Source organism: Chryseobacterium sp. FR054, assembly GCF_056844565.1.
Window position 1 is genome coordinate 72251 of sequence record NZ_JBXDSA010000001.1, and the last position, 24904, is coordinate 97154.

Annotated in this window: 23 protein-coding genes; 12 read left to right on the forward strand and 11 right to left on the reverse strand. The window is 40.1% G+C overall.

Annotated features, from left to right (window positions below; all coding sequences use genetic code 11):
• The first annotated feature begins 20 nt into the window (after positions 1 to 20).
• From AC106S_RS00380 to AC106S_RS00405, 6 genes are all read left to right on the forward strand, one after another.
• Positions 21 to 1541 carry an FAD-dependent oxidoreductase gene (locus tag AC106S_RS00380; RefSeq protein ID WP_482437147.1) on the forward strand — a complete coding sequence of 507 codons (1521 nt, stop codon included), beginning with the start codon at positions 21 to 23 and terminating at the stop codon, positions 1539 to 1541.
• 56 nt (positions 1542 to 1597) lie between these two features.
• Entirely contained in the window at positions 1598 to 2254 is a 657-nt protein-coding gene (locus AC106S_RS00385; protein WP_482437148.1) for a DUF6766 family protein, read from the forward strand.
• Positions 2255 to 2326: 72 nt separating this feature from the next.
• Positions 2327 to 3004, forward strand: a complete 678-nt coding sequence (locus tag AC106S_RS00390; RefSeq protein WP_482437149.1) for a response regulator transcription factor — start codon at positions 2327 to 2329, stop codon at positions 3002 to 3004.
• Between the two features lie 133 nt (positions 3005 to 3137).
• Positions 3138 to 4424 (forward strand): sensor histidine kinase, encoded by a 1287-nt coding sequence (locus tag AC106S_RS00395; RefSeq protein ID WP_482437150.1) that lies wholly within the window; start codon positions 3138 to 3140, stop codon positions 4422 to 4424.
• Between the two features lie 69 nt (positions 4425 to 4493).
• A complete protein-coding gene (locus tag AC106S_RS00400; protein WP_482437151.1) occupies positions 4494 to 5282 on the forward strand; it encodes a phosphatase PAP2 family protein in 789 nt (262 codons plus the stop codon).
• A 10-nt stretch (positions 5283 to 5292) separates the two neighbouring features.
• Positions 5293 to 6327 (forward strand): sulfite exporter TauE/SafE family protein, encoded by a 1035-nt coding sequence (locus tag AC106S_RS00405; protein WP_482437152.1) that lies wholly within the window; start codon positions 5293 to 5295, stop codon positions 6325 to 6327.
• Here the strand turns inward: AC106S_RS00405 and AC106S_RS00410 are convergent.
• Positions 6324 to 7127: a helix-turn-helix domain-containing protein gene (locus tag AC106S_RS00410; protein ID WP_482437153.1), complete on the reverse strand. Its 804-nt coding sequence runs from the start codon at positions 7125 to 7127 to the stop codon at positions 6324 to 6326. The two genes, AC106S_RS00405 and AC106S_RS00410, sit on opposite strands and share 4 nt — an antisense overlap.
• Before the next feature lie 65 nt (positions 7128 to 7192).
• On the opposite strand from AC106S_RS00410, the gene AC106S_RS00415 reads away from it, so the two are divergent.
• Entirely contained in the window at positions 7193 to 8335 is a 1143-nt protein-coding gene (locus tag AC106S_RS00415; protein ID WP_482437154.1) for an Atu1372/SO_1960 family protein, read from the forward strand.
• Between the two features lie 1527 nt (positions 8336 to 9862).
• Here AC106S_RS00415 and pdxR read toward each other — a convergent pair.
• Complete coding sequence (pdxR, locus tag AC106S_RS00420; protein WP_482437155.1) at positions 9863 to 11296, reverse strand: MocR-like pyridoxine biosynthesis transcription factor PdxR; 1434 nt, start codon at positions 11294 to 11296, stop codon at positions 9863 to 9865.
• A gap of 101 nt (positions 11297 to 11397) precedes the next feature.
• Between pdxR and AC106S_RS00425 the strand changes: the two genes are divergently transcribed.
• The 3 genes from AC106S_RS00425 (at position 11398) to AC106S_RS00435 (ending at position 13518) form a co-directional block, all read left to right on the forward strand.
• Entirely contained in the window at positions 11398 to 11853 is a 456-nt protein-coding gene (locus tag AC106S_RS00425) for a cupin domain-containing protein (RefSeq protein ID WP_482437156.1), read from the forward strand.
• A 537-nt stretch (positions 11854 to 12390) separates the two neighbouring features.
• Positions 12391 to 13275, forward strand: coding sequence for a dihydrodipicolinate synthase family protein (locus tag AC106S_RS00430; protein ID WP_482437157.1), 885 nt, complete (start codon positions 12391 to 12393; stop codon positions 13273 to 13275).
• A 9-nt stretch (positions 13276 to 13284) separates the two neighbouring features.
• Positions 13285 to 13518 carry a thioredoxin family protein gene (locus AC106S_RS00435; RefSeq protein WP_482437158.1) on the forward strand — a complete coding sequence of 78 codons (234 nt, stop codon included), beginning with the start codon at positions 13285 to 13287 and terminating at the stop codon, positions 13516 to 13518.
• A 91-nt stretch (positions 13519 to 13609) separates the two neighbouring features.
• On the opposite strand, the gene AC106S_RS00440 is transcribed toward AC106S_RS00435, so the two are convergent.
• The 5 genes from AC106S_RS00440 to AC106S_RS00460 all read right to left on the reverse strand — a co-directional run bounded on the left by AC106S_RS00440 (position 13610) and on the right by AC106S_RS00460 (position 16030).
• Positions 13610 to 14116, reverse strand: coding sequence for a pyridoxamine 5'-phosphate oxidase family protein (locus AC106S_RS00440; protein ID WP_062699842.1), 507 nt, complete (start codon positions 14114 to 14116; stop codon positions 13610 to 13612).
• Between the two features lie 134 nt (positions 14117 to 14250).
• The gene (locus AC106S_RS00445; protein WP_482437159.1) at positions 14251 to 14610 is read right to left on the reverse strand and encodes a rhodanese-like domain-containing protein; all 360 of its coding nucleotides are present in this window, start codon (positions 14608 to 14610) and stop codon (positions 14251 to 14253) included.
• On the reverse strand, positions 14607 to 14909 hold the full coding sequence (locus AC106S_RS00450) for a DUF3817 domain-containing protein (protein WP_482437160.1): 303 nt from the start codon (positions 14907 to 14909) through the stop codon (positions 14607 to 14609). The genes AC106S_RS00445 and AC106S_RS00450 overlap by 4 nt, the downstream gene beginning before the upstream one ends.
• 2 nt (positions 14910 to 14911) lie before the next feature.
• Positions 14912 to 15370 (reverse strand): hypothetical protein, encoded by a 459-nt coding sequence (locus AC106S_RS00455; RefSeq protein ID WP_482437161.1) that lies wholly within the window; start codon positions 15368 to 15370, stop codon positions 14912 to 14914.
• A gap of 69 nt (positions 15371 to 15439) precedes the next feature.
• Positions 15440 to 16030, reverse strand: a complete 591-nt coding sequence (locus AC106S_RS00460) for a TetR/AcrR family transcriptional regulator (protein ID WP_482437162.1) — start codon at positions 16028 to 16030, stop codon at positions 15440 to 15442.
• Between the two features lie 148 nt (positions 16031 to 16178).
• Here AC106S_RS00460 and AC106S_RS00465 point away from each other — a divergent pair, with 148 nt between their 5' ends.
• Positions 16179 to 17396: an MFS transporter gene (locus tag AC106S_RS00465; RefSeq protein ID WP_482437163.1), complete on the forward strand. Its 1218-nt coding sequence runs from the start codon at positions 16179 to 16181 to the stop codon at positions 17394 to 17396.
• Between the two features lie 280 nt (positions 17397 to 17676).
• Here AC106S_RS00465 and pdeM read toward each other — a convergent pair whose 3' ends face one another.
• From pdeM to AC106S_RS00485, 4 genes are all read right to left on the reverse strand, one after another.
• On the reverse strand, positions 17677 to 18321 hold the full coding sequence (pdeM, locus tag AC106S_RS00470; RefSeq protein WP_482437164.1) for a ligase-associated DNA damage response endonuclease PdeM: 645 nt from the start codon (positions 18319 to 18321) through the stop codon (positions 17677 to 17679).
• A 108-nt stretch (positions 18322 to 18429) separates the two neighbouring features.
• The gene (locus tag AC106S_RS00475) at positions 18430 to 20883 is read right to left on the reverse strand and encodes a ligase-associated DNA damage response DEXH box helicase (RefSeq protein ID WP_482437165.1); all 2454 of its coding nucleotides are present in this window, start codon (positions 20881 to 20883) and stop codon (positions 18430 to 18432) included.
• Position 20884: 1 nt separating this feature from the next.
• Positions 20885 to 22465, reverse strand: coding sequence for an ATP-dependent DNA ligase (locus tag AC106S_RS00480; protein WP_482437166.1), 1581 nt, complete (start codon positions 22463 to 22465; stop codon positions 20885 to 20887).
• On the reverse strand, positions 22462 to 23484 hold the full coding sequence (locus AC106S_RS00485) for a ligase-associated DNA damage response exonuclease (RefSeq protein WP_482437167.1): 1023 nt from the start codon (positions 23482 to 23484) through the stop codon (positions 22462 to 22464). The genes AC106S_RS00480 and AC106S_RS00485 overlap by 4 nt, the downstream gene beginning before the upstream one ends.
• 625 nt (positions 23485 to 24109) lie before the next feature.
• Here AC106S_RS00485 and AC106S_RS00490 point away from each other — a divergent pair.
• Positions 24110 to 24901, forward strand: a complete 792-nt coding sequence (locus tag AC106S_RS00490) for an SDR family oxidoreductase (RefSeq protein WP_482437168.1) — start codon at positions 24110 to 24112, stop codon at positions 24899 to 24901.
• Positions 24902 to 24904 lie beyond the last annotated feature (3 nt).

Here is a 24904-nt window from a genome sequence, read left to right on the forward strand (position 1 = left end):
AACCATAAAATATTCAGGCTATGTACAGAGACGGAACAAGGAAAAGTATATGGCAGGAAGAAATCAGAAGATTTTCCACAGATGCCATTCCGGATGAGGTTTTTGATGTTGCGGTAGTCGGCGGGGGAATAACCGGCGTCTCTACTGCCCTGAAGCTGCAGAATTCCGGGAAGAAATGTATTATCCTGGAAGCAGCCAATATCGCTTTCGGTACTACCGGGGGAACCACCGCCCATCTTAATGATTTTTTCGATACCTCATTTGCCCGGGCGATAGATGATTTCGGAATTGATCAGGCAGTATTATTTGCCGGTGCCGGACAGGAAGCTATCCATATCATCGAAAATAATATTCTTGAAAACGGAATTGACTGCGATTTTACCAGAAAACCGGCCTATCTTTTTGCTCTGGATCAGGAACAGGAAAATAAACTGAGGAAAATAGTGGAAGGTGCAGCGCAGGTAGGCCACGAAATGCAGTATGTCAACGAAATTCCATTTCCTGTCCCTTTCCGGGAAGCCGTTATGATTCCAGAACAGGGACATTTTCACCCTGTGAAGTATGTCAGAGGATTATGTGAAGCTTTCATCAGGGCAGGAGGGATTATTATAGAAAACTGTCTTTGTGAAAAACATACTGAACAGAATGATCGTGTGATCCTTACGACTTCAAAAGGAGAAGCGGAAGCCGCTCATGTAATTTATGCCACCCATATTCCTCCGGGTATTAACGTTCTTCACTTCACCAATGCACCTTACCGGAGCTATGTTATGGCTTTCTCCCTGAAAGATAATCAGTATCCCTGGCAGCTTGGATATGATCTCTGCGAGCCGTATCATTATTACAGAATTCAGGAAATTAACGGAGAAAACCTGCTGATTGCAGGGGGAGAAGACCATAAAACAGGACATTGCGAAAATACAGGAGAATGTTTTTCCAGGCTTGAAGATTACGTCCGGAAATATTTTAATGTGGAAACTGCCATGTACAGCTGGTCCAGCCAATATTACGAGCCTGCGGACGGTCTTCCGTACATAGGGAAGCTCCCGGGCAGTAAAGGCAGGATCTTTACCGCTACGGGATTCAGGGGAAACGGAATGATATTCGGAACATTGTCTTCACAGATTCTGCATGATCTCATCGTCAGCGGAAATAGTAAGTATGAAAAGCTTTTCAGTCCTTCCCGGATAAAACCGGTGGCGGGATTTACCGGTTTTGTAAAAGAAAATGCAGAGGTGGCTTTTGATTTTATTAAAGATAAGCTCTTTATGGAAAGAATAGATTCTATGGCAGAGATCAAAGAAGGAGAAGCAAAAACCGTGAAATTTGAAGGAGAATCCTATGCTGTTTACAAAGAACCCGGCGGCCGGATGCACATTGTAAAAAGTACCTGTCCTCATGCATTGTGTGAAGTCCGGTGGAACGGAGCTGAACTCAGCTGGGACTGTCCGTGTCACGGCTCGCGGTTTGGAGTGAATGGGAAAATGCTTACCGGCCCTTCTGTAAAAAACCTTCACATGTTATCCAGACCTGGGATCTGAAATTTTAATTAACTATACCTCAGATTAATTAAGTTTTTTAACCCTAAAAACAGATCATGGCTGCTAAACGTTTTTTTTACCGCAACAGTTTAAGCATCGTTTTACTTGTTCTGATGATTTCCTGCCTTGTGGGACAATTTTTAACCGGCTGGAAGACCGAAAATAAAGAACTTGCAGAACTTGGCCGATCCATGCTGTCTCTTGGTGAATATATGCACAGCGGACACTTTATACAGGCTACCTTTGAAAACTGGGAAAGTGAATTCCTTCAGATGATGCTTTATATTCTGCTGACTGTTTCCCTGAGACAGAAAGGCTCCAGCGAATCCAAATCTCTTGAGAAGAAAGAAGAAGTAGACCGTGAGCCTAAGGTCCATTCCAAAGCTCCGTGGCCGGTTAAAAAGGGCGGTATCTGGCTCAACATTTATCAACATTCCCTTTCAATTGCTTTTGCCGTTTTGTTTCTGGCAAGTTTCGGGATGCATTTCTACGGAAGTCTTAAAGATTATAACGAAGAACAGATCTCTAAAAATGAACCGGAAATTTCTGCTGTACAGTATATTTCAGAATCAAGGTTCTGGTTTGAATCTTTTCAGAACTGGCAAAGCGAGTTTCTGGCTGTGGCTTCCATCGTTATTCTGTCCATATGGCTCCGGGAAAAAGGTTCTCCCGAGTCCAAACCTGTCGATATGGCTCACAATGAAACACCCTGACTGAATATTATTCCGATAATCTTTAGTATCTTCATTCAGAATTTCTTCAAAATTGAATATTACCTTTGCTGAATGAAAATCCTGATCATAGAAGACGAACCTGAACTGGCTCAAAGTATTGCCGCTTATCTTTCGGAAGAAAACTATTTGTGTGAATTTGCACGTACGTTCGGAGAGGCTTTTGAAAAGATCAAAAGTTTCAGTTACGACTGTATTCTTCTGGATATTTCCCTTCCGGACGGAAATGGCATGAAGATTCTGGAAGAACTCAAAAAAGATAATAAACAGGAAGGGGTCATCATTATTTCAGCAAAAAATTCACTGGAAGACAAAATAGAAGGGCTGCAGACAGGGGCGGATGATTATCTGACCAAGCCATTTCATTTATCTGAACTTTCAGCAAGAATTTATTCAGTGATCCGGAGAAAGCACTTTGGAAGTACCAACACAATCACTCAGAATGAGATACAGATCGATCTCCTGGCAAAAACGGTTGTGGTAAATGATACATCAGTGATTCTCACGAAAAAAGAATTTGACCTTCTGCTGTATTTTATCGGAAATAAAAATAAAGTGATCTCTAAAAGTGCTCTGGCAGAACACCTTTCCGGAGATTTTGCAGATATGCTGGACAATCATGATTTTGTATATGCCCACGTAAAGAATCTTAAGAAAAAGCTCTATGAGGCAGGCAGTATGCATTACCTGAAAACGGTGTATGGAACAGGATATAAATGGAGCGGGGAATAGGAGAACATCAGAATGTGAATCGTCAATGTTACTTCGTATGTGAATGTTGAATCGCATCGTATTCGCATCGTAGCTATCTGACCCCTGCCTTATTCACAAGAATCATTACAATTTTAAAACTAAAACAGAACTTTTGAAACCTCTATTAGCCAAAACCACCAAACCGTTCCTGATCTATGTGCTGATTATTTTAGCGGTCAGTATTCCTGTGTACTATTGGGTAGTAGACAGCATCTGGATCAGTGAGCTGGATGAACACAATAAAATTATTGCAGAAAAATCAGCGTATGAGCTGAATCAACTCAATCTCCCGGACGAGGAACTGGAAAAAAGTGTTGCCTTATGGAATACAATTCAGCCGGGCACCGACATTGAAAAGATTCCGTTCAATGCACCGAAAAAAGATGTGTTTTTTACCGTAGAGAAAAAGAAACCCTACACTTCAGAACCGGAATCAGAGCGTTTCAGATGTCTGAAAACAGTAGTTTATATTAAAAATCAAGCTTATCTTTTCTCCGTAGAAACCAATGTGGAAGAAAGTCATGAAACCGTTATGGTAATCGCCTTTACCACACTGTTTTTCTTTATTGTAATTGTTATCGGGCTTTTAATTCTGAACAGGAGGCTTTCCAATACAGTATGGAAGCCTTTCCATAATACACTCAACCGGTTGAAGTCTTTCGATCTCAGCAGCGGAGAGAGAATCGGTTTTGAGAAAACTGATATTAAAGAATTTGAAGAATTGAATCAGGCTCTTTCAAAGCTTATTGATCATAATATTTCGGTATATAAAACCCAGAAAGAATTTACAGAAAATGCATCCCATGAATTGCAGACTCCGCTAGCCATCCTTCAGAATAAACTTGACGTGCTTATTCAGGATGAAAATATGACGAAACAGCAATATCAGATCATTGAAGATCTTAATAAAACGCTGGCAAGAAGTTCCAGGATCAATAAAAACCTGCTGCTGCTTGCCAAAATTGAAAACCAGCAGTTTGCCGGTAATGAAAAGCTGCCAGTCAGTGAAATCATCACACAGTATGCGGCTGTATTTGAGGAACATTTTGAGCAGAAAAACATTTCTGTACAGCAACAAATTGAAAACGGAATAGAGATTTCCGGAAACAGAACGCTTACAGAAACCCTGGTCAGCAATCTTCTGGTGAATGCGGTAAGACATACAGAAGCAGGAGGAAATGTACATATAAAATTATCAGAAACATCGCTGGAAATTTCAAATTCCGGAACCGCTGAACTGAATAAAAACAGTCTTTTCAAAAGATTTTCAAGGTCTTCCACAGACAGTTCGGGAAGCGGCCTGGGATTAGCCATTATCAAAGAGATCTGCGTCCGCCATAACTGGGATATTTCCTATGATTTTAAAAATAATTTTCACATTTTCCGTATTATCTTTTAAAATTCAGAATTTCTTCTAAATTGAAGTGCAATTTTGCGGCATCATTAATACAAAAGATACCGTATACTCATGAAAGGTTTCATTTCAGGCTTACTGTTTATCTGGGTAAGCTTTCAGCAGGTTCATGCACAGGACAGCTTAGCTGTCGCAACAGTTCAGGACAGCACCCTCATTCAGGATGAGGTTCTTCCGGCAGACAAAACCCATCAGTTCAGCTATAAAAAGCTTATTATTCCGGCTGTATTTATTTCCTATGGATTTGCAAGTCTGGGAGTCAGTGGTTTAAAGCAGCTGAATTCCTCTACCCAGTATGAGATCAGTGAACACAAACCAGACCATATCAGGCTGGATAATTACACTCAGTTTGCTCCCGCAGCATTGGTTTACGGATTGAATGCATTCGGAGTAGAAGGAAAACATGACTTCCGGGACAGAAGTATTATTTACGGAACTTCTCTGCTGATCTCTTCCGCATTTATGCTTCCTTTAAAACATATCACCAAAGAAGAAAGACCGGACGGCTCCAACCGGCTGTCTTTTCCTTCCGGACATACCGCAATGGCCTTTGCTTCTGCACAGTTTATGTTTCGCGAATATAAGGATACCAATTTCTGGCTGGGTGTTTCAGGATATTCACTGGCAGTGTTTACAGGAGTTTACAGAATGCTGAATAACAAACACTGGTTTGGGGATGTGATTGGCGGAGCCGGATTCGGGATCTTGTCTACGGAGCTGGCCTATTGGCTGTATCCTAAAATCAATAATCTTTTAGGTGGGAAAAAGGAAAGATCCCGGACGATGATCATGCCTTACTACCAGAAAGGAAATGTTGGAATAGGACTGGTGAAAAACTTTTAAACATCATATCATGGTTGTTTACATTGTTCTGCTTTTTCTGGCTACTATCGTTGCTTTCTGGATCAGTACCATCTGTGGGGGAGGTGCCAGTCTCATTCTGATTCCGATCCTGAATATGATGCTTCCTGGCTCTTCAGTCCCGTTCTCGCTTACGGTGGGAACTTTTACGAGTTCGCTGTCCCGCATCGCTGTTTTTAAAAAACACATCAGATGGAGAATTTTTTTCTGGTTTGTTCCTTTTTCTATTCCTGCTGTTTTAGTAGGAGCGTGGCTCATCAAATATGTCAATCCTAACTATCTGCAGCTGATTGTCGCTTTTTTTCTGATGGCCAATGTTCCGGAACTGTTCAGGGCAAAAAAAACAGAGCAGGAGATTCAGAAGCCTTATCCATCGGCAGCCCTGGCCCTGATAGGATTTTGTGCAGGCTTTGTTTCCGGTATTACAGGAGCTATCGGGTTGCTTTTTAACCGTTTTTACCTGCGTTTTGGTTTAAAAAAAGAAGAAATAGTAGCAACAAGGGCAGCCAATGAGGTATTCCTTCATTTCATCAAACTGATTATCTATCTTTCACTTGGTTTATATTCAGGAAAAGCGTTGTGGTTTGGGCTGGCTATTGCTCTGGCGGCAATTGTTTCTTCCTATACCATACAGTATATTCTTCCGTATTTAAGTGAAGTGATGTTTAAAAAGATAGGATATGGAGCCATGGTAATCTCGGGAATAACGCTTTTCGTTGGAACCTCAGATAAAATAATAAAAGAAGATCAGATTGCTTTTTCATCTGCCGGGCATAGTGGAGAATCAGAATCTGTGATCTCATGGCGGAAAACCGATTTTGTTGTTGAATTCGCATTCGATGACGGTTTTGAAGTGGAAAGACCTGTAAAGCCGGATGAACTGCCCGGTCCGCTTAAGGAAAAATATTTACAGCTAGAACCTCATTACGACAGAATACACCTTGAAAAGGTTTTTATGTTCAGAAAAGAGCCTGCGTATGAGTTTTACTGCTATAAAAACGGAAAACTTACCAAATTTGAAATTTAATTTTTCCGGATTTTCGGTCTGGACTTCATCATCGCCTGGTAAGAAGCTGTAAAAGCTGACAGGCTCTGGTATCCTGTTTTATAAGCGATCTGGCTTAATGTATACTGTCCGGTGTCCAGCAGTTCGATACTCTTTAAAATACGAACCAACTGATGGTATTTCTGAAGCGTTATTCCTGTTTCGTTTTTAAAATTTCTCTGGAGCGAGCGAACAGACATCTGTGCTTTTTCTGCAAGTAAACCGGTATCCAGGCTGTATCTGAAATTTAAATTGATATGCTCGCACACAGGAATCAATCTTATATCTGCAGGAACAGGAATTTCCAGATAAGAACTTTCTTTGCAGAAGTTAGGAAGACTTTTTAAAATCGCTTTAAAAAACAGATCCTGCTCTTCATCTTCAACCAGTAACTGATTCCATTTAGAACCATACAAAAGCATTTCCTTCAAAACCGGAGGAACAGCGAAAACATGAACATTCTTATAAAAATCTTCCTTGAAAACCGACTTAAATAAAAAGACCATTAAGTGTACCGTTTTTGCTTCCGAGGTAATCCGGTGGGCTTTCCCGGAAGGGATCCAGATGACATGATGCTGAGGAACCAGGTAGATCTTCTGGTCGATATGAAAATATTGATACCCTTCTTCTACAAATGTAAGCTGTGCCCGGTTGTGGGTGTGGTCATAATCATCATGTTTCCAGTCTTTTTCACACCATACATAGGCTTCTTTTTCAATACTGTCTACAAAACTGCTTTGGATATGTTCTGTTAAGCCGCATTTGATATTGTCGTTCTGCATATATTTTTTGGCAAATTTAATAAAAACGACAATGCTAATTTTGTACCATCAATATATTACTCAAAATGAAAAAATTAAGTACGCTTTTTGTATTCATTCTATTACTAAAAACCACCACCATCATGGCACAAAATCAAAAAGCCGGCATATTGGTTCTCATTCATTCGGATAACGGAGGAACATATGAGCTGGCAAAAGAAATAGCATCCGGTATTGAAAGCAGCGGAAATGCTTCAGCAGTCATCAAGCAGGTTAAAGAATCTCCCCATCCAAAATTAAAGAATATTCCCATAGCAGCAGTAGATGAACTGCCTTTCTACGACGGGATCGTTTTCGGATCTCCTGTTTATTTTGGAAATATAAGCACCGGAATGAGCGAATTTCTGTCTAAAACCGTTAATTTATGGACGAATCACGCCCTTGAAGGAATGCCCGCAGCCGTATTTATGTCTGCCGGAAGCGGTGCCGGAAAAGAACTCGCATTACAGGCCTTCTGGAACAGTCTGGCAGTTCACGGGATGGTATTGGTTTCCAACGGAATCAGAGGATATGAGAATATGAATAAAACCATACCCCAGGGAAACAGTGTGCTTGGAATTACCAGCATGGCTTCTTTAAAAGATGTAGAAAGACCTACAAAAGACGAACGTATTCTGGCTGAACTCCAGGGAAGAAATTTTGCTAAAACTGCTTTGGCGCTGAAAGGAACCTTTACTAAAAAGCTTAGTGCAATATCAAAACCTGTGTCAGAGGATATCAATACCACGATAAAGGCTAAAAATATTATGCTGCCACAGGTACCTAAGCCAGCCGGAAATTACAAACCTTTTGTCCGTTCCGGAAATCTGGTATTCATCAATCAGGTAGCCTTAAAAGAAGGGAAAATTCTTTATCCCGGAAAATTAGGGGTTGATGTGAATGAAGAACAGGTAAAAGAAGCCACAAAAGCCACCATGCTGAACGTCATTGCAGTACTGAAAGATGCCGTGGGCGGAGATCTCAACAAGGTAAAGCAATGTGTGCAGCTGACCGGAATTTTCAATACCAAAGACGATTATACCAAACATGCCGATCTTATGAATGCTGCTTCCGATCTTACCGTAGAAGTATTCGGCGAAAAAGGAAAACATGCAAGAGCTACGCTGGGAGCTTCTTCTATTCCTGTCAATTCTTCGGTAGAAATACAGGCTGTTTTTGAAGTGGAATAACTCCTGCCGATATTTTAAAAATCATCTGCAAATTTGTGAGAACTTTAATCTCATGGATTTGCAGTTTTCTATTTCACACAAGTTCACAGATCTTATGGTTTAAAATTCTCGCAGATCCGGCAGATTTTTTTGTTGGAATACGCAAGGTCGCAATAATTATTTTACAGACTGTATAAAGGGGCGCAATGGTTTTATCTCCGATAAAATTCCACACCGCAACATCAATAAAAATCTTTGATTTTGTTCTTCTCAACATAAAGCTGGTCTCTTTGAAAAATCTTTAGTGTAAAAACCTTTTGACTACGTCGAACCTTTGGTTTGTGGTCAAAATTTCCCGCAGATTTTGCAGATCCGGCAGATTTTTTTTTGTTGGAATATGCAAGATCGCAAGAATTATATTACAGCTGTATAAAAGGGTGCAATGATTTTATCTCCGATAAAATTTCACACCGCAACATCAATAAAAATCTTTGATTTTGTTCTTCTCAACATAAAGTTTGTCTCTTAAAAGAATCTTTAGTGTAAAAACCTTTTGACTACGTCGAACCTTTGGTTTGTGGCTAAAATAATTTCCCGCAGATTTTGCAGATCCGGCAGATTTTTTTGTTGGAATACGCAAGGTCGCAATTATTATATTACAGGTTGTATAAAAGGGCGCAATGATTTTATCTCCGATAAAATTTCACACTACAACATCAATAAAAATCTTTGATTTTGTTCTTCTCAACATAAAGCTAGTCTTTGAAAAATCTTTAGTGTAAAAACCTTTTGATTACGTCGAACCTTTGGTTTGTGGCTAAAATAATTTCCCGCAGATTTTGCAGATCCGGCAGATTTTTTTTGTTGGAATACGCAAGGTCGCAGTAATTATATTACAGGTTGTATAAAAGGGCGCAATGATTTTATCTCCGATAAAATTCCACACCGCAACATCAATAAAAATCTTTGATTTTGTTCTTCTCAACATAAAGCTAGTCTCTTTGAAAAATCTTTAGTGTAAAAACCTTTTGATTACGTCGAACCTTCGGTTTGTGGCTAAAATAATTTCCCGCAGATTTTGCAGATGCTTGTGGAAATTTTTCTCTCGAGGATTTCTCAGATAAAGCAGATCTTTTTTCTAATACCTGTTGAAAAGATACAGTGATAAATTTTACGGGTTTGGATCATAGTATCCATAACGTTTAGAAAATATAACAAAAGGACTTCTATTATTGATAACATTGATTTTAGTAGATAAAGTAAGAGAATCGATGGCGTTTATTTGAAGAAGCAGGTGCCATAAAGCTCCAGCTTAAATGTTATAATTTACTCCTGTTTTTTAAGACTATATAAAATCTGCCAAATCCGCTGAATCTGCGAGATTAAAAAGATATCACCATTCAGTTTCATCGTAAAAATAGCTGAAAACTTTTGGTTTTCTTGCGCCTTAAAGCAGCATAATGGTTCCAAACCTTGCACCATAGCGTATCCTAACAAATATTTGATGATCAGTCCGCATTCACATCAAAATATGATAAGTATGAAGTGCTATATCTGCTTATGCAGCATTTCACCGATTATCTTTATACTCTGTTCCAGCTGTTCTTCAGAAAGTGAACCATAACTCAGCCTGAAACCGTTGATGGTCTGATCAAAACTGTATTGTTCAGGATGAATGATATTGATATTTCTTTTAATAAGTAAATCTGTCACAGTATCCCAGTTTAATTTTGCTTTTGGTACAATCCAGAAAGCCAGCCCGCCATCCGGAATTGTAAAATCAGCAGAATTTTTTATATGTTTTTCCAGAAGATTTGCCACAAAATCTCTCTTATTCCTGTAATGGATGGTTGCTTTTTTGATATGTTTTTTTACAGCCCCGTCTTTAATCAGCTGTAATACGGCCTGTTCCATAATCATATCGCCCTGAACATCAATAATCTTTCTGAGATCTCCGATTTTTTGAAGCAGTTTCTGATCTTTAGACACCAGATAACCAATCCTTAACGCTGGAGCTACCACTTTACTTAATGTTCCGATATATACATAATGATTAAGATCCGGAAAGCTGGAAACGGGAAGGATAGGACGGTACCCAAAATGAAATTCATTATCATAATCGTCTTCAATAATAGTAAAACCGTACTCATTGGATAATGCAATGAGTTGAAGCCTTCTTGCCAGAGTTAAAGTAACCGTTGTCGGGTATTGCCTGTGAGGGGTAATATAAATGGCTTTGATATTTTTATAAGCCGTTAAAAGCTTTTCAATATCCTCAATCCTGATTCCTTCATGATCTACTGGTACAGGAAGCAGCTCTGCACCTGCATATTCAAAAGCTTTCCAGGCAGGCTGATAGCCCGGATTTTCTACAATCACCTGGTCTCCCGGCTCTAAAAGAGCCTGAGCAGTAAGGAACATAGCCATCTGGCTGCCTCTTGTGATAGAAATTTCATTTTCATTAATATTCATTCCTCTCTGATGATTGAGCATCTGCGCAATACTTTTACGGAATTCAGGATCTCCGTGCTCACCGGTATAGCCCATCATCTGCCATTTTGCTTTCCTGCTGAAAATCTGCCTGTAAGCTCTGGCCAACTCTGTTACCGGGGCAATTTTACTGTCAGGATGCCCGTCGTCAAAATTAATAAGCAATGAACCGGACTGTCCGGATTTTTCTTCCTGTCCGTATTCTTTTAGCAGTGGCTTCTGTTGTGGAGCCGGTAGTATATCGGAAACGAAGATGCCTTTTCTTTCCTTTGAGATTACCCATTCTTCATTAATAAGTACCTGATAAGCTTCTACCACAGTATTTCTGTTAATCTTCAGCAATTGGGCCAGATTCCTGCTTCCCGGAAGAGCATCTCCTGCTTTTAATCTTGCAGAACGGATATCTGCAATAATGGTATCAGCAATCTGCAAATAGACGGCTTTATCTAAATTTTTATCAATTTCAAGTTCTAATTTCCAAGGTCTGAGCATCTGGACTATCTGTTTATGTGAAAACTGTATCAGTTAACCAGTCCAAATATAAAATAATTTTGTCATGCAATAAAGCAAAGAACATTTAAACTTTTACAATTATGGACAAGAAACAATTCAGTTCAAAAGACTTTCATGAAACTTTCGCAAGACCGGAATATGCAAAACCAAGCCACCTGATTCATAAAAACGTAGAAAATGCAGGAGAGCACAACCAGTTTTCGACAGAAAGAAAACACCCGGTTTTCTTTGTAGACCTTCCGAGTAAGAATGTAAGTATGACCATTGGCGGACTTCTTCCGGGCCAGCAGACCAACAGACACAGACATACCTATGAAACGGTATTATACGTGATTGAAGGAAAGGGATGGACAGAAGTGGAAGATGAAAGAGTACACTGGGAAGCGGGAGATGCCGTTTATATTCCTTCATGGGCCTGGCATAAACACCAGAATATGAGCGATACCGAACCTGCCAAATATATCGCCTGTGAAAATGCACCGCAGCTGCAGAATCTTGGGGTTGCTTTAAGAGAAGAAGAAGGCAGAGACCTTTAGTCACAAACCATTAAGAAATACTGAAAGTTTAAGTTTAGAGCCTGTTTAAATTTTATTCATAAATATTTATATGTATGATTATCAGATATTTTTTTGTGAAATCCAATAGGTTATACCTGGAATTATTTTTTGATTAAAAAGATTAAACGCAAAGTTGATGAATAATTCCGCTTTATTTTGAGCGGGCAAAGTGATGCGGCTTCGTCGCTGATGAAGCGGAATGTTTTCCATGCTCTTCAACGAATCAACGGAGTTGATTCTATTCTTTGCTCCCTTAAAATCAGCAGTTTCAAAAATGAAATCCTTTGCGTCTGAAAATTCATCACCAGCATATTATCTTCTGAATCAAAATACTCAAAGAATGTGATTTATATAAAGATTTGAGTATGATCCAAAAAATCAAAATTAGAAATTTAAACAGGCTCTTAGTTAAGAAAGCCATTCTTATTTTAATTTTAAAGAAAACCTGCCGTAACCGATCTTAACGGCTTAAACTTTCTTAATGGAAAACCATTTAACTTTTAAAATCAATAAACAATGAAAAATGTTCCATTTAAAGGGGTTATTGCTTATCCTATCACGCCTTTTGACGAGAATGAAAAAGTAGATATTCCTCTTTTTAAAAAACTTACTGAACGGCTGATCGTTTCCGGAAGCCACGGAATTGCGCCGTTAGGAAGTACCGGAGTAATGCCCTATCTGTCTGATGAGGAAAAAGAAGCCGTAACGGAAGCCACAATAGAGCAGACCAAAGGCCGGGTTCCAACCCTTGTCGGAGTGTCCAATCTTACCACAGATAAAACGGTTCATCACGCAAAATTTGCTGAAAAGGCAGGAGCTGATGCGGTAATGATTATTCCTATGAGCTACTGGAAGCTTACAGATGATGAAATTGTTGCCCATTATGATGCCGTGGCCAGCCAGATCTCAATTCCTATCATGGCTTATAACAACCCGGCCACAAGTGGAGTGGATATGTCGCCTGCACTTCTTAAAAGACTGCTGGAAATTCCTAATGTAACGATGATTAAGGAAAGTTCAGGAGATATTCAGAGAATGCATTATCTGAGAAAAGAATTGGGAGAGGATGTAGCTTTCTATAACGGATCCAACCCGTTGGCCCTGGCTGCCTTTACGGCCGGAGCAAGAGGCTGGTGTACCGCAGCACCAAACCTGATCCCTGAATTGAACGTTGCTTTATACAACGCTGTGGAAGAAGGCTATATAGAAAAAGCTCAGGAGATTTTCTACAAACAGTTCGATCTGTTGAAATTTATCGTTAATAAAGGACTTCCAAGAGCTGTAAAAGCCGGTCTGAACATTCTGGGAGAAGAAGGCGGAAATCTGAGAAATCCGTTAAAACCCTTAACTTCCGGGGAAACGGAAGAACTTAAAAATATTATTAAAACTCTTGTTAATTAATTTAGTCTTATGAAAAAATCAGTTTTTTATCACGCCGGATGTCCGGTTTGTGTAAGTGCAGAACACGATATTGTCAACCTTATCGGTGCGGAAAATGTAGAAATCATTCATCTGGGGAATGACAGAAGTAAAATTGAAGAGGCAGAGAAAGCGGGGATACAGTCTGTTCCGGCTCTGGTAACGCCTAGTGGAAATGTCCTTCATATCAATTTCGGAGCATCTTTGGAAGATGTAAAAAAATAAAAAATTCCCGGTGGCTGAATTTCTCAGGATCACCGGGAATCTTCTGATCTTTTACAAAAGGCAGCCTGAATTTTCTCTGGCTGTCTTTATCTTATACAGTGGCATTGCCTTCAACACCGTCTGAATTATTCGTTTTAATGCCGGTAATGGCAGAAGCCACAAAACTGAACAGGCTGACCAGCTTTCCGGCTTTGGTATCCCAGTAATACGTTTCTTTAGGTTCTACGCGGATAATGCTCACATCCGGATCATCTTTCCCGTCAAACCAAGCTTTGGCCATAGGCGACCATTTTTCCTCAATCGTTGCTTTATCCTTATAAACAGAAGCTTCTCCATATACGGAAAGATACTGGGAATCGCTGTTGTTCATGAAAAACAGCTGTACCCGGCGGTCTTCTTTTATCTCAAAATTCTTGTTGCTTACGGAACTGCTGATAAACCATAGATTTCCGCTGTCATCCGTTTCCTGAAGGGTCATAGGTCTTGAATTGACCGGTACGGTTTCCAGTTCCGTACAGAACATGCATATTCTTGCCTTTTCCGACAGTTCCTTGATCTTTTTAATGGCTTCGAGGTGGGTTAAATTCTGTGTTGACATATTATTATATTTTAGAGGTTGGTATTGGAAAATGAATGATCTCTGAAACAGAATTTCATTAATATTCACTCATAAATATTCAAATACCCGACCAAACAGCATTATTCATACAGGAATATCCGGTTTTTTACGTATCACCGGTCTGAAACCGTTTTCTGAAGATCGCTCCATGCACCGCCATTATATACATGTCTGAAACCCCTTTCCTTTAAAATTTGTTCAGCTTTTACACTCCGTAATCCATGAGAACAGACGGTGATGTAGGTTTTATTCCGGTCAAGTTCGGTATATCTTTCGCGGATGCTTCCTAAAGAGATATTTACGGATCCTTCAATATGTCCCGTTTTATATTCCTGTTCCGTTCTTACATCCAGAATAACGGCTCCGTTTTTAATATGGATCTCCAGGCCGCTACCTAATGTCTGATATCTGTAAACCCGGTAAATGATATATACCATCAGAGCTATTCCACAGATGATGAAGATATTTTTCATAATCTGCTTAAAATTTTACGGTCGATATAGAAAGTCCCAAACGGAATAAAGCAAGCCAGAATTACTTTCCAGGTAGTTTCTTTAAACTTCCACTGCTGTTCGATCCCCACACTTAATGTATTGAACAGGAAAAGAAGAAATAAGGTTCCGTGGACCGGTCCCATCAGTTTTACAGGTCCCGGGTTTCCCAGCCCATATTTCAGGGGTACCGCAACGAATACCAGAATAAGCAGGGAAATTCCTTCCAGAATGGCCAGAATCCTCAGATGGCCGGCTTTTGTTTTTAATAAATTCATCATAATTATCTAAAATAAGGTCTGTTGGCAAAAGGGGAGAACGGCCATGGGATTGCTATACAAATAAGTGTAAACGCACTCAGGTACCAGATAAGCATTGTTCTGAATTTTTCACGGTCTGTTTCCTTTCTTTTGGCCAAAGCAGAACCTACCGTGATCAGCACAACCGAAGCAAGCATAAGTGAAATATGAATCAGGCCGAAGAAAAGCAGATCCGTAGAAGCTTTTGCTTTACTGAAATTCTTCCAGAAATACTGTACTATGGGACTTTTTGAATAAAGAATAATTCCTAAAGCCAGCTGAATATGGGCAATAGTTGCCGTCCGGTGCCGTATCGAATCCTCTCTTTTTCCAAATTTTTTTTGTGAAAAATATCCTCTGAAAGCTATCCATATGCTGTAAATAAGGCTTAATAAAACGATCCACCGGAACAGAGAATGAAGAAATGTAAGCGTCTGGTACATGATTAATTTTTAGAATACTTCAAAGATAGAATAAAAACATACTAGTTAGTATTTTTTTTGATAAAAAAATTATTCCAGAGAATTGAAATAAGATTTAAGTCCTTTTAAATAAACGAGATACACCGATTTTGAATTCTCCAGTTTTCCTAAATTCCTCACTCCCCAATAGCCGGACATCACAAAAACAGCAATTTCTTTTGCATTGACCTCCGCTTTTAACGAGTTGTTTTTCTTTCCGTTTTCAATACACGAAATAATAGCTTCCTCCCATTGTGAAGAAAGTTGATTGAGAGCTTGGGTAAAATCTACATGCCAGGGAGCCATTTCCTGAGTGAAATTGGAAGCCGGGCAGCCGTAAGCAACTTTTAACACATCATTTTCCATTAAAACATGATACAGTAGCTTATAAATACTTTCCAAAGGATGCTCACTGTTTTGCAGAGGCTCAATAAAGACACTTTTGAAATTATTGATCAGAAGTTCATTAATAATCGCCAGCCCCATTTCATCTTTTGTTTTAAAATGATAATAAAAAGCCCCTTTTGTTACCTGGGTGGTTGCAATTATTTCATCGATGCTTGTGGTCTGATAGCCTTTCACATAAATCAGTTCAAAGGCTTTCTGAAGAATATTTAAACGGGTTGCTTCTGATTTTTTCATAGGACACACTGTCTTTACTGCAAAGAAACGGAATTTCTAAAAATACAACTATTATTATTCTGATAATAAGCCAGAATTTAAATAATTTTTATAATATATTTTTTCATCGGAACTTTGTCATGTCAAAAATTAATAAAATCTGAATACAATGAATCATCAGAACGAAATACAGATCCATGCAAAGGAAGGTATGAAAAGCAAAGGTCTTCCTGCTGCATTATGGGCACTTACCATAAGTGCATTCGGAATAGGAACCACCGAGTTTGTCATTGTGGGGCTTCTTCCTACGGTAGCATCAGATCTCGGAATCAGCATTCCTTCGGCAGGACTTTTAGTAAGCCTGTACGCAATAGGAGTGGCTATCGGGGCACCCATATTAACAGCATTAACCGGGAAAGTCCCGCGAAAGATGCTTCTGATTTCGATTATGCTGCTATTTGTAATCGGAAATGGTCTTGCTTCAATAGCTCCTGGATTTTTTACACTGGTATTGGCCAGAATTCTTACAGGATTTGCCCACGGAGTTTACTTTTCCATAGGTTCTACGATTGCTGCGTCACTGGTGGCTGAAGAAAAAAGGGCAACAGCGATTTCAATTATGTTTTCAGGGCTTACCCTGGCGATCGTGACAGGAGTTCCACTGGGAACCTTTATCGGACAGCATTTTGGATGGAGGGCAACTTTTATCGGCGTTTCCATTCTGGGAATCATAGGATTGATAGCGAGTATGCTGCTGGTCCCGAAAAATCTTAAAAGTGATCGGGCCACCTCTTTAAAAAGCCTTCCCAAAGTATTGGGAAACAGACGTCTGATCTTTGCATTTTTAATGACAGCCCTGGGATATGGAGGAACATTTGTAGTGTTTACTTATTTATCACCGATTTTACAGCAGATCACTCGCTTTCAGGAGTCTACCGTAACTTTTATCCTTCTGGTCTATGGAATTGCAATTGCTTTAGGAAACCTTTTCGGAGGAAAAGCGGCCAATAAAAAACCGTTAAAGGCTCTTTTATGGATGTTTGCAGCGCAGGGGCTTGTATTACTGGCATTTTATTTTACAGCAGCCAGCCCGGTGCTGAGTATTATCACGCTGTTTCTTTTAGGAGGTCTGTCGTTTGCTACCGTACCCGGATTACAGCTTTTAGTGGTACAGATTGCAGAAAAAGAAGTTCCGGGTACTGAGGATGTGGCATCAGGAATCAATATTGCAGCATTCAATATCGGGATTGCCATAGGATCTTATGCGGGTGGACTTATCGTGACCTCTTCTTTAGGATTAGGCAGTACACCCTGGATCGGAGCATTATTCCTGTTGGTAACGGTATTGATCACCTGGTACAGTATCCGTTTGAGTAAAAGGCAATAGGAAGGGAAGAAAGGAAGAGATTATTTTCTCTCGCAGATTTTGCAGATAACGCAGATCTTAAATAGCTGTATGTATATGAATAAAGTTATAGGGGATGGGCAGTTCTCGTTATATTGCCTTGCTTTTAGTTAATTCGAATGTAATGTTGTTTATTAAAAAAAATCTGCTCAATCTGCAAAATCAGCGAGAGAAATTTTTTAGTATTAATATTTTCCTTGAGATGAAACAGTCTCTAAGTTTTCTTTCAGAACAAAATAATTTCCGTCTCTTTCCTCGTGTCTTATATTTCATGAATTTCAGAATCTGTAAACACAAAAAACTTTCCGTCTTTCGGGATATTCTTGGTATCGAGTCCGGTAAATTCACTGAAAGCAGGCAGGAGAAGCTGCCCGGAAGTCTGTACAAAACAGGGAAGCCGGAAGTTTTTCACAGAAGAATTCAGCACAATGCCCGGATGAATGTGTCCGGTGATCTGAAATCCGGAATATGTTTTATCAAAATCATGAATAAAGATAAAATCGTCAATCTGCAGAAGTTCAGCCCTGAAATTCAGGCATAATTTCTGTTCCAGGGATTCTGTAATCCGGTCGTGGTTTCCTTCGATAAGATAAAATAGAAGATCGGGATACTGATTTCTCCAGCGGCAGAACTCATCTACATCAGAATTATCTCCGGCATGGAGCAGGTCACCGACGACAATAAATTTTTCAGGTTTAAAACAGGCTATGAGAACAGACAGTCTTTCCAGATCGCTTTTCATAATATGATTGGCCAGGGCAATACCGTTTTTCCTGAAATGAGCCGTTTTCCCGATATGAAGGTCGGAAAGAATCAATGCTTTCTCTCTTTTCCAGAAGGCTGCACGCTGATTGGTTAATGTAAAAACTTCACTGCCGATGTTGATATTTTTTACTGCAATATTCAAGACTGTAAATAATTAAAAATATTAATGGTGAATTGTACTTCATAAGTCAATTGTCAATCAGCTTCGCTGTGAATTTTATCATGTGAAAAGCATTGAGGGTTGACTTATTCATAACAACATATTTTTCCCGGCCTGTTCCACCATTTTCCTGATCCTCGCATCAAGGCTTTCACTGGATAAGGTCTGCCTCAGACTGTCTACCTTAATCGGGAAGCTGAGCGGAGTAAAGGTATTGGAATATTTTAATATAATTTTTGATTTTTCTATCCTTTTAAAAGCTTCCACCAATCGCTGTTCCTGAAGCTGTATATTGAAAACCTCTGTATACGCCTGTCTCACAAGGAAATGATTAGGGTCATGGTCTTCCAAAACCTTAAAGATCAGTCCGGCGGAACTCTGTAACGATTTATTGGAACGCTGTTTTCCTGCATAATTCTGGATCACCATTCCGGAGATCACGGCAATATCCCTGAATTTTCTTCTGGCCATTTCCGCTGAATTGATGCTGGCGATCACATCATTCATCAGATTGTCCCGTGTTAAAACAGTATGCAGATTTTCTTCATTCAGAGGGATTTCTTTGTCACTGAACAGTTCAAAACCGTAATCATTCATCGCCATAGAAAAAGAGATCGGGGCCAGCTTTGAAATACGGTAGGCCATCAGGGCTGCCATCACTTCATGCACAAGGCGTCCTTCAAAAGGGTACATAAACAGATGATAACCCTCTCTGTTTTTGATCATTTCCACCAGAAACTCATCTTCTTTGGGAATATGGGAGTTCTTTTCCTGCCGTACCAGAAGCGGATGCAGGAATTTCAGTTCTTTTTCAGAAGTTTTTGGATTCAGGGCATGAGACAGCTTTTCTCTTAAAAAGTGCCCCAGATCAGAGCTTAAAGGAAGTCTTCCTCCCAGGTAACTTGGCGCAAATGCTTTTCCTTTGGCTGCTCTTACATAGACGGTCATATCTTTTATCATGACTACTTCAAGGGTACGGCCCGCCAGGATAAATTTTTCTTCTTTTTTAAGTTTTGAAATAAAATATTCCTCTACCATACCAATATAGCCGCCCGAAATGAATTTTACTTTCAGCATGGCATCACTTACGATCACACCCATATTCATACGGTGCAGCATCGCAATCTTTCTGGATGTCACTTTATGCAACCCATCTTCCATGATGACGATCTTATGGAATTCCTCATAGCTTTTTAAGACACTTCCTCCGATGGTCAGGAAATCAAGGCAGCTTTTCCATTCTTCATCCGTCATTTCCCGGAAAGCGTATATTTTTCGGATCCTTTCGTAGGTTTCTTCGGGATAAAATCCGTCCCCGACAGCTAAAGTCATCAGAAACTGCACCAGCACATCAAAGCATAATACCTGAGGATCGCGGGGTTCCGTTACTTTTTGTTTTACGGCTTCTTTCAGTGCGGAAACTTCAATCAGTTCCAGGGAGTGAGTAGGAACACAGTAAATTTTAGAGGTTTCAAAAGGGGAGTGCCCGCTCCGTCCGGCACGCTGAAGAAACCGCGCAACTCCTTTGGCTGATCCGATCTGAATGACCGTATCTACGGGCTTAAAATCAATGCCGAGATCCAGAGAGGAAGTAGAGACTACGGCTTTAAGCTTTCCGCTGCTTAAATTTTCTTCGATCCAGATCCGGAGATGGGCATCAATAGAGCTGTGGTGAATGGCAATCTGGCCTGCAAAATCAGGATAGGCGTTCAGCAGCAGCTGATACCACATTTCGCTCTGGCTTCTGGTATTGGTAAAAACAATAGTAGAAGTGGATTCAAGAATAACCGGAACGATTTTATCCGCCAGTTTCGCCCCCAGGTGTCCTGCCCACGGTAAAACTTCCACTTCATCCGGGAAAACGGGAAGAATTTCAATTTTTTTATGTTCTTTGGCGGTAATTTTTGTTTTTTTGATGTCATAAGGGATTAAAACTTCCATAGCTTCATCCAGATTTCCGATGGTTGCGGTAATTCCCCAGATTTTCATAGCCGGAGCATATTTTCTCAATTGGGAGATGGCCAGTTCTACCATAACTCCACGCTTGGAACCCAGCAGTTCATGCCATTCATCCACTGCGGTACATTTCAGGTCCTGAAAAAAACGGCTGTGGTTTTTCTGTCCTAAAAGCAGGTGAAGACTTTCCGGAGTAACAACAAGAATGTCAGGCATATTTCTTACCTGCTGCTGTCTTACTTTGGGGTCCGTATCACCGTTCCTTACCCCAACGGCCCAGTCCAGGCCAATTTCATTCATGGCTTCTTCCATAGCTTTGGCAATATCTTTTGCCAGGGAGCGGAGCGGAGTGATCCAGATCATTTTCATCCCTTTTTTATACTTTTCAGGATGGTTCATAAAATCTGAAACCAACGCCAGAAATACAGAAAATGTTTTTCCGAATCCTGTGGGGGCTACCACCATTCCGCTGTAACCGTTTCCGAATTTACGCCAGGTATCCGACTGGAATTTAAAAGGGGCAATACCCTTTGCGGCCATCCATTGCTGAATGACTTTATAGCCGTTGGTATTTTCAAATGTATTCAATTTACTGGATCAGTTTTTTAATTTCTTCAAGATCATCAATTTCATCAACGGTTTTATCTCTCCGCCATCGCACAATCCGGGGGAATCTCAGGGCTACACCGCTCTTATGCCTGCTGCTGAATCCTATACCTTCAAAAGCGATTTCAAATACCAGTTCAGCTTTTACCGTCCGTACAGGTCCGAATTTTTCAATGGCATTTTTGTTGACAAATTTGCTCACTTCCATGATTTCTTTATCGGTAAGCCCGGAATACGCTTTCGCGATGGTGACCAAAGCATCACCGTTTTTTACTGCAAAAGTATAGTCGGTGTAATAGGCACTTCTTCTGCCGCTTCCTTTCTGGGCATAAATCAGCACAGCATCAATGGTCAACGGGCTTACTTTCCATTTCCACCAGTCACCCTTTTTTCTTCCGGCATGATAGGGGGAATTCTTCTGTTTCAGCATCAGTCCTTCGCTGTTAATTTCCCTGGATTCTTCCCGGATGCTGTTCAGTTCGTCCCAGTTTTCGAATGCTATGGTCTGCGAAATTCTGATCTTTTCAGGCTGTCCATTCAGTAATAATTCTTCCAGCATAGCTCTTCTGGCGCTCATGGGTTTTTCGCGGAGATCAGTTCCTTCAAGTTCCAAAAGATCATACACAAAAACTTCGATCGGAATATCAGCCAGCATTTTTTTAGTTAGAGTTTTTCTGTTTAACCTCTTTTGTAACTCGTTAAAATTTAAAATATTACCATTCTTTACTGCAAGTATTTCTCCATCTAAAACAAAACTTCCTTTCATCGCTTTCACAGCATCCCTGATTTCAGGAAACTGTTCTGTTACAAGCTCTTCTCCTCTTGACCATATAAATACTTCTTCATTCCTTTTGATGATCTGTCCGCGGATGCCGTCCCATTTATATTCAACCTGCCATTCTTCAGGACCTCCTAGTTCACTCAGCTCTTTTTCAAGTGGATAAGCCAGGCAGAAGGGATAAGGTTTTGAATTGTCAGGATTCACTTTTTCTGCGGAAATCAGCTCCTGGAATGAGATTTCACCGGGCACCCATTTTCCTGTAAGGCTGTGCGTAAGGGTACTGGTTTCCTGGCCTGAAAATTTCGTCAGCGCATTGATCAGTGTTTTGTCTGAAACCCCGATACGGAAACTTCCTCCTAAAAGTTTGTTGAAGATCAGCCTTTCCGTATAATCCAGTCCGTTCCAGGATTGCAGTACAAACGTCTTTTTTTCTGCGTCTGTTTTATCTTTCAGATGAAGGATATCCGTCATCCATTCAGATAAAGTGCGTTCAATTTTCTGTTCAGGAGGCGGAAGAATCAGGGAGAGCGTTTCTCCCAGGTCACCTACGGAAGAATAGGATTCCTGAAAGAGCCAGAACGGCAGCTGTGTAATTTCCAGTGCCCATTCTTTCATATAATTGGTATTGACGTTCCGTTTTGGCCTTTTTCCGGTAAATAAAGCGATAAACCATACTTTGTCTTCATCCGGCGCACGTTCCAGATAATCAGTGATGGCCTCAATTTTTGCATTGGTCTTATTGGTAGTTTCCAGTGCATTGATCAGATCTGCAAAATGTTTCATGATTCCGGATTTTCAATGATTTCTTTTTCAGATTCCTCTTCATCTTCGCCGAAAAGCGTTTCTATCACATCGGCTTTGATTCCGATTTCATTCAGGTATTTTGAGAAGATTTCAGTCTGTCCGTGTGTTACATGCACTCTTTCTGCTTCTGTGGCTTTTACGGCCTGCAGAAGTCCTTTCCAGTCTGCATGGTCACTTATGGCAAATCCGGCATCCGCACTTCGCCATCTTCTGGCTCCCCGTACCTGCATCCATCCGGAACATATGGCAGTGGCCGCATCCGGTATTTTTCTGATGATACTGCTGTCCAGCAAAGCAGGCGGAACGATCACAATTTCATGCTGAAGCTCCTTTATATTTTCCCTGAAATCTGCGGTCTGATAATCAGGAAGCAGTATTCCCGATGCTTCAAAAGCTTCATTCAGTTTTCCGATAGAATAATGCACATATGTTTTTCCCATACCTTCAACGGCTTTCATGATTCGCTGGGCTTTACCTAAAGAATACCCTATAAATACAGAGGTTTTTGAGTTTTCCTGATTTTTCAGCACCCAACTCTGAAGCTTTTTATTAAGGTCGGCAACTTCCAGCCAGTTGTAAATGGGAAGTCCGAAAGTGCTTTCCGTAACAAACTCATTGCATCGTACCAGTTCAAAAGGGGTGCTCAAACCGTCATCCTGTATTTTATAATCCCCTGAAACAACCGTTACGAATCCTTTATATTCCAGTCTTATCTGAGCCGAGCCAATGATATGGCCAGCCGGATGAAGGGATACTTTTACCCCGTTGATGTGTATGACTTCTCCGTATTCCACACTCTGACAGTCAATGTCAGGGCCTATTCTCTGGTAAAGAACAGGTTTGGTAAAATGGTGGCACAGGTATTTTTTCATTCCCCAGCGGGCATGGTCAGCGTGTCCGTGTGTAATGACAGCCATATCTACGGGTCTCCAGGGATCAATATAGAATTTTCCCTGCGGGCAATAGATTCCTTTTTTAGTGAATGTGATTAGTTTCAATGGAGTGATCGGTTTATATTTTACATTCAAAAATCCCACCAAATTAAGAGCATGTTTAAATTTGATTTTTGTTTATCATTCAATTTTTTTATCTAAATTACATTATTTGAGTACTTTTTGATTAAAAAGATAGTCTACTGATGACGTATTTTTAAACGCAAAGTTGATGAATAATTCCGCTTTATTTTGAGTGGGCAAAGTGATGCGACTTCGTCGCTGATGAAGCTAACGGTTAAAACGCTCGCTTCATCGAATCAACGAAGTTGATTCTACACTTTGCTTCCTTAAAATCAACAGGATTAATCATCAACCTTTGCGTTTAATCTTTTTGGTAGAATTGAAGCAACATAAAATCTGCATGATCTTTTTATTTAAATAATTTCAAATATAATCTATTGAGTTTTATCAATATTAAAACGATTGATAATCAGATATATGAAATTATTTAAATAAAATTCAGACAGTCTCTAAGATAAATCAGGGAGTATGGAAAATAATATCATAATCCATTTTCTCAATTTGCTCTGAAATGAACTTTTCAACAATAAAACATTGAGCTTTTCACCAATATGATCCCGGCCTGTAAAGCTGATCTTTGCATCTGTAACACAATAAAACAACAACAATGAGTAAAACCATTTTAATTACAGGAGCAGCCAGCGGCTTCGGAAAAACTGCTGCTTTTGATCTGGCCCAAAAAGGACACCAGGTGATTGCGACTGCACAGACTTATCCGCAAATGAGTGATCTGATCCGTGAAGCTGAAGAAAAGGGTATTGAGATGACTGCCGATAAACTGGATGTAACCAACCCGAGGGATATTGCTTATATTTTAAAAAAGTACGACATTGATATTCTGATCAGTAATGCAGGAATTATGGAAGGAGGTCCTATTGCTGAACAGCCGGTTGATCTGATCCGTTCTATGTTTGAAATCAATGTTTTCGGAGCTTTGGAACTGGCTCAGGGATTTATCCGAAAATTTGTTGACAATAAAAAAGCAGGGAAAATTGTCTTTACCTCTTCTATGGGCGGTTTGTGGACTGTTCCTTATGTAGCGGCCTACTGTGCCTCCAAACATGCTCTGGAATCTATTGCTGAAGGATTAAAGACTGAGCTGGCTCCTTTCAATATCAAAATTGCCACCTGCAATCCGGGAGTATTCGGAACCGGATTTAATGACAGAGGTGTGGATTCTATATTCCGCTGGTATGATCCGGAAGTAAATTTTACTCCTGAATCGGCGTTTGACGGAGCAGCGGAATCTTTAGCCCATCAGCTGGACCCGCAATCTATGGCGGAAGTTATTGTGAATGTAGCATTGGATGACAGCAGCAATTTCAGAAATGTACATCCGAAAGAAACTGAAGATTTTGTTAAACAGCTTCAGGCAGATGCCTGGACCGCAAAAAGTTAACCG

Excerpts from the sequence above, each read along its gene's own strand:
- AC106S_RS00390 (WP_482437149.1), top strand. The coding sequence starts at position 2,327 with ATGAAAATCCTGATCATAGAAGACGAACCTGAACTGGCTCAAAGTATT.
- AC106S_RS00385 (WP_482437148.1), top strand. The coding sequence starts at position 1,598 with ATGGCTGCTAAACGTTTTTTTTACCGCAACAGTTTAAGCATCGTTTTA.
- AC106S_RS00480 (WP_482437166.1), bottom strand. The coding sequence starts at position 22,465 with ATGAAACATTTTGCAGATCTGATCAATGCACTGGAAACTACCAATAAG.
- pdxR (WP_482437155.1), bottom strand. The coding sequence starts at position 11,296 with ATGCTCAGACCTTGGAAATTAGAACTTGAAATTGATAAAAATTTAGAT.
- AC106S_RS00490 (WP_482437168.1), top strand. The coding sequence starts at position 24,110 with ATGAGTAAAACCATTTTAATTACAGGAGCAGCCAGCGGCTTCGGAAAA.
- AC106S_RS00380 (WP_482437147.1), top strand. The coding sequence starts at position 21 with ATGTACAGAGACGGAACAAGGAAAAGTATATGGCAGGAAGAAATCAGA.
- AC106S_RS00410 (WP_482437153.1), bottom strand. The coding sequence starts at position 7,127 with ATGCAGAACGACAATATCAAATGCGGCTTAACAGAACATATCCAAAGC.
- AC106S_RS00430 (WP_482437157.1), top strand. The coding sequence starts at position 12,391 with ATGAAAAATGTTCCATTTAAAGGGGTTATTGCTTATCCTATCACGCCT.
- AC106S_RS00450 (WP_482437160.1), bottom strand. The coding sequence starts at position 14,909 with ATGATGAATTTATTAAAAACAAAAGCCGGCCATCTGAGGATTCTGGCC.
- AC106S_RS00465 (WP_482437163.1), top strand. The coding sequence starts at position 16,179 with ATGAATCATCAGAACGAAATACAGATCCATGCAAAGGAAGGTATGAAA.
- AC106S_RS00400 (WP_482437151.1), top strand. The coding sequence starts at position 4,494 with ATGAAAGGTTTCATTTCAGGCTTACTGTTTATCTGGGTAAGCTTTCAG.
- AC106S_RS00435 (WP_482437158.1), top strand. The coding sequence starts at position 13,285 with ATGAAAAAATCAGTTTTTTATCACGCCGGATGTCCGGTTTGTGTAAGT.
- AC106S_RS00405 (WP_482437152.1), top strand. The coding sequence starts at position 5,293 with ATGGTTGTTTACATTGTTCTGCTTTTTCTGGCTACTATCGTTGCTTTC.
- AC106S_RS00440 (WP_062699842.1), bottom strand. The coding sequence starts at position 14,116 with ATGTCAACACAGAATTTAACCCACCTCGAAGCCATTAAAAAGATCAAG.
- AC106S_RS00445 (WP_482437159.1), bottom strand. The coding sequence starts at position 14,610 with ATGAAAAATATCTTCATCATCTGTGGAATAGCTCTGATGGTATATATC.
- AC106S_RS00415 (WP_482437154.1), top strand. The coding sequence starts at position 7,193 with ATGAAAAAATTAAGTACGCTTTTTGTATTCATTCTATTACTAAAAACC.
- AC106S_RS00425 (WP_482437156.1), top strand. The coding sequence starts at position 11,398 with ATGGACAAGAAACAATTCAGTTCAAAAGACTTTCATGAAACTTTCGCA.
- AC106S_RS00455 (WP_482437161.1), bottom strand. The coding sequence starts at position 15,370 with ATGTACCAGACGCTTACATTTCTTCATTCTCTGTTCCGGTGGATCGTT.
- AC106S_RS00460 (WP_482437162.1), bottom strand. The coding sequence starts at position 16,030 with ATGAAAAAATCAGAAGCAACCCGTTTAAATATTCTTCAGAAAGCCTTT.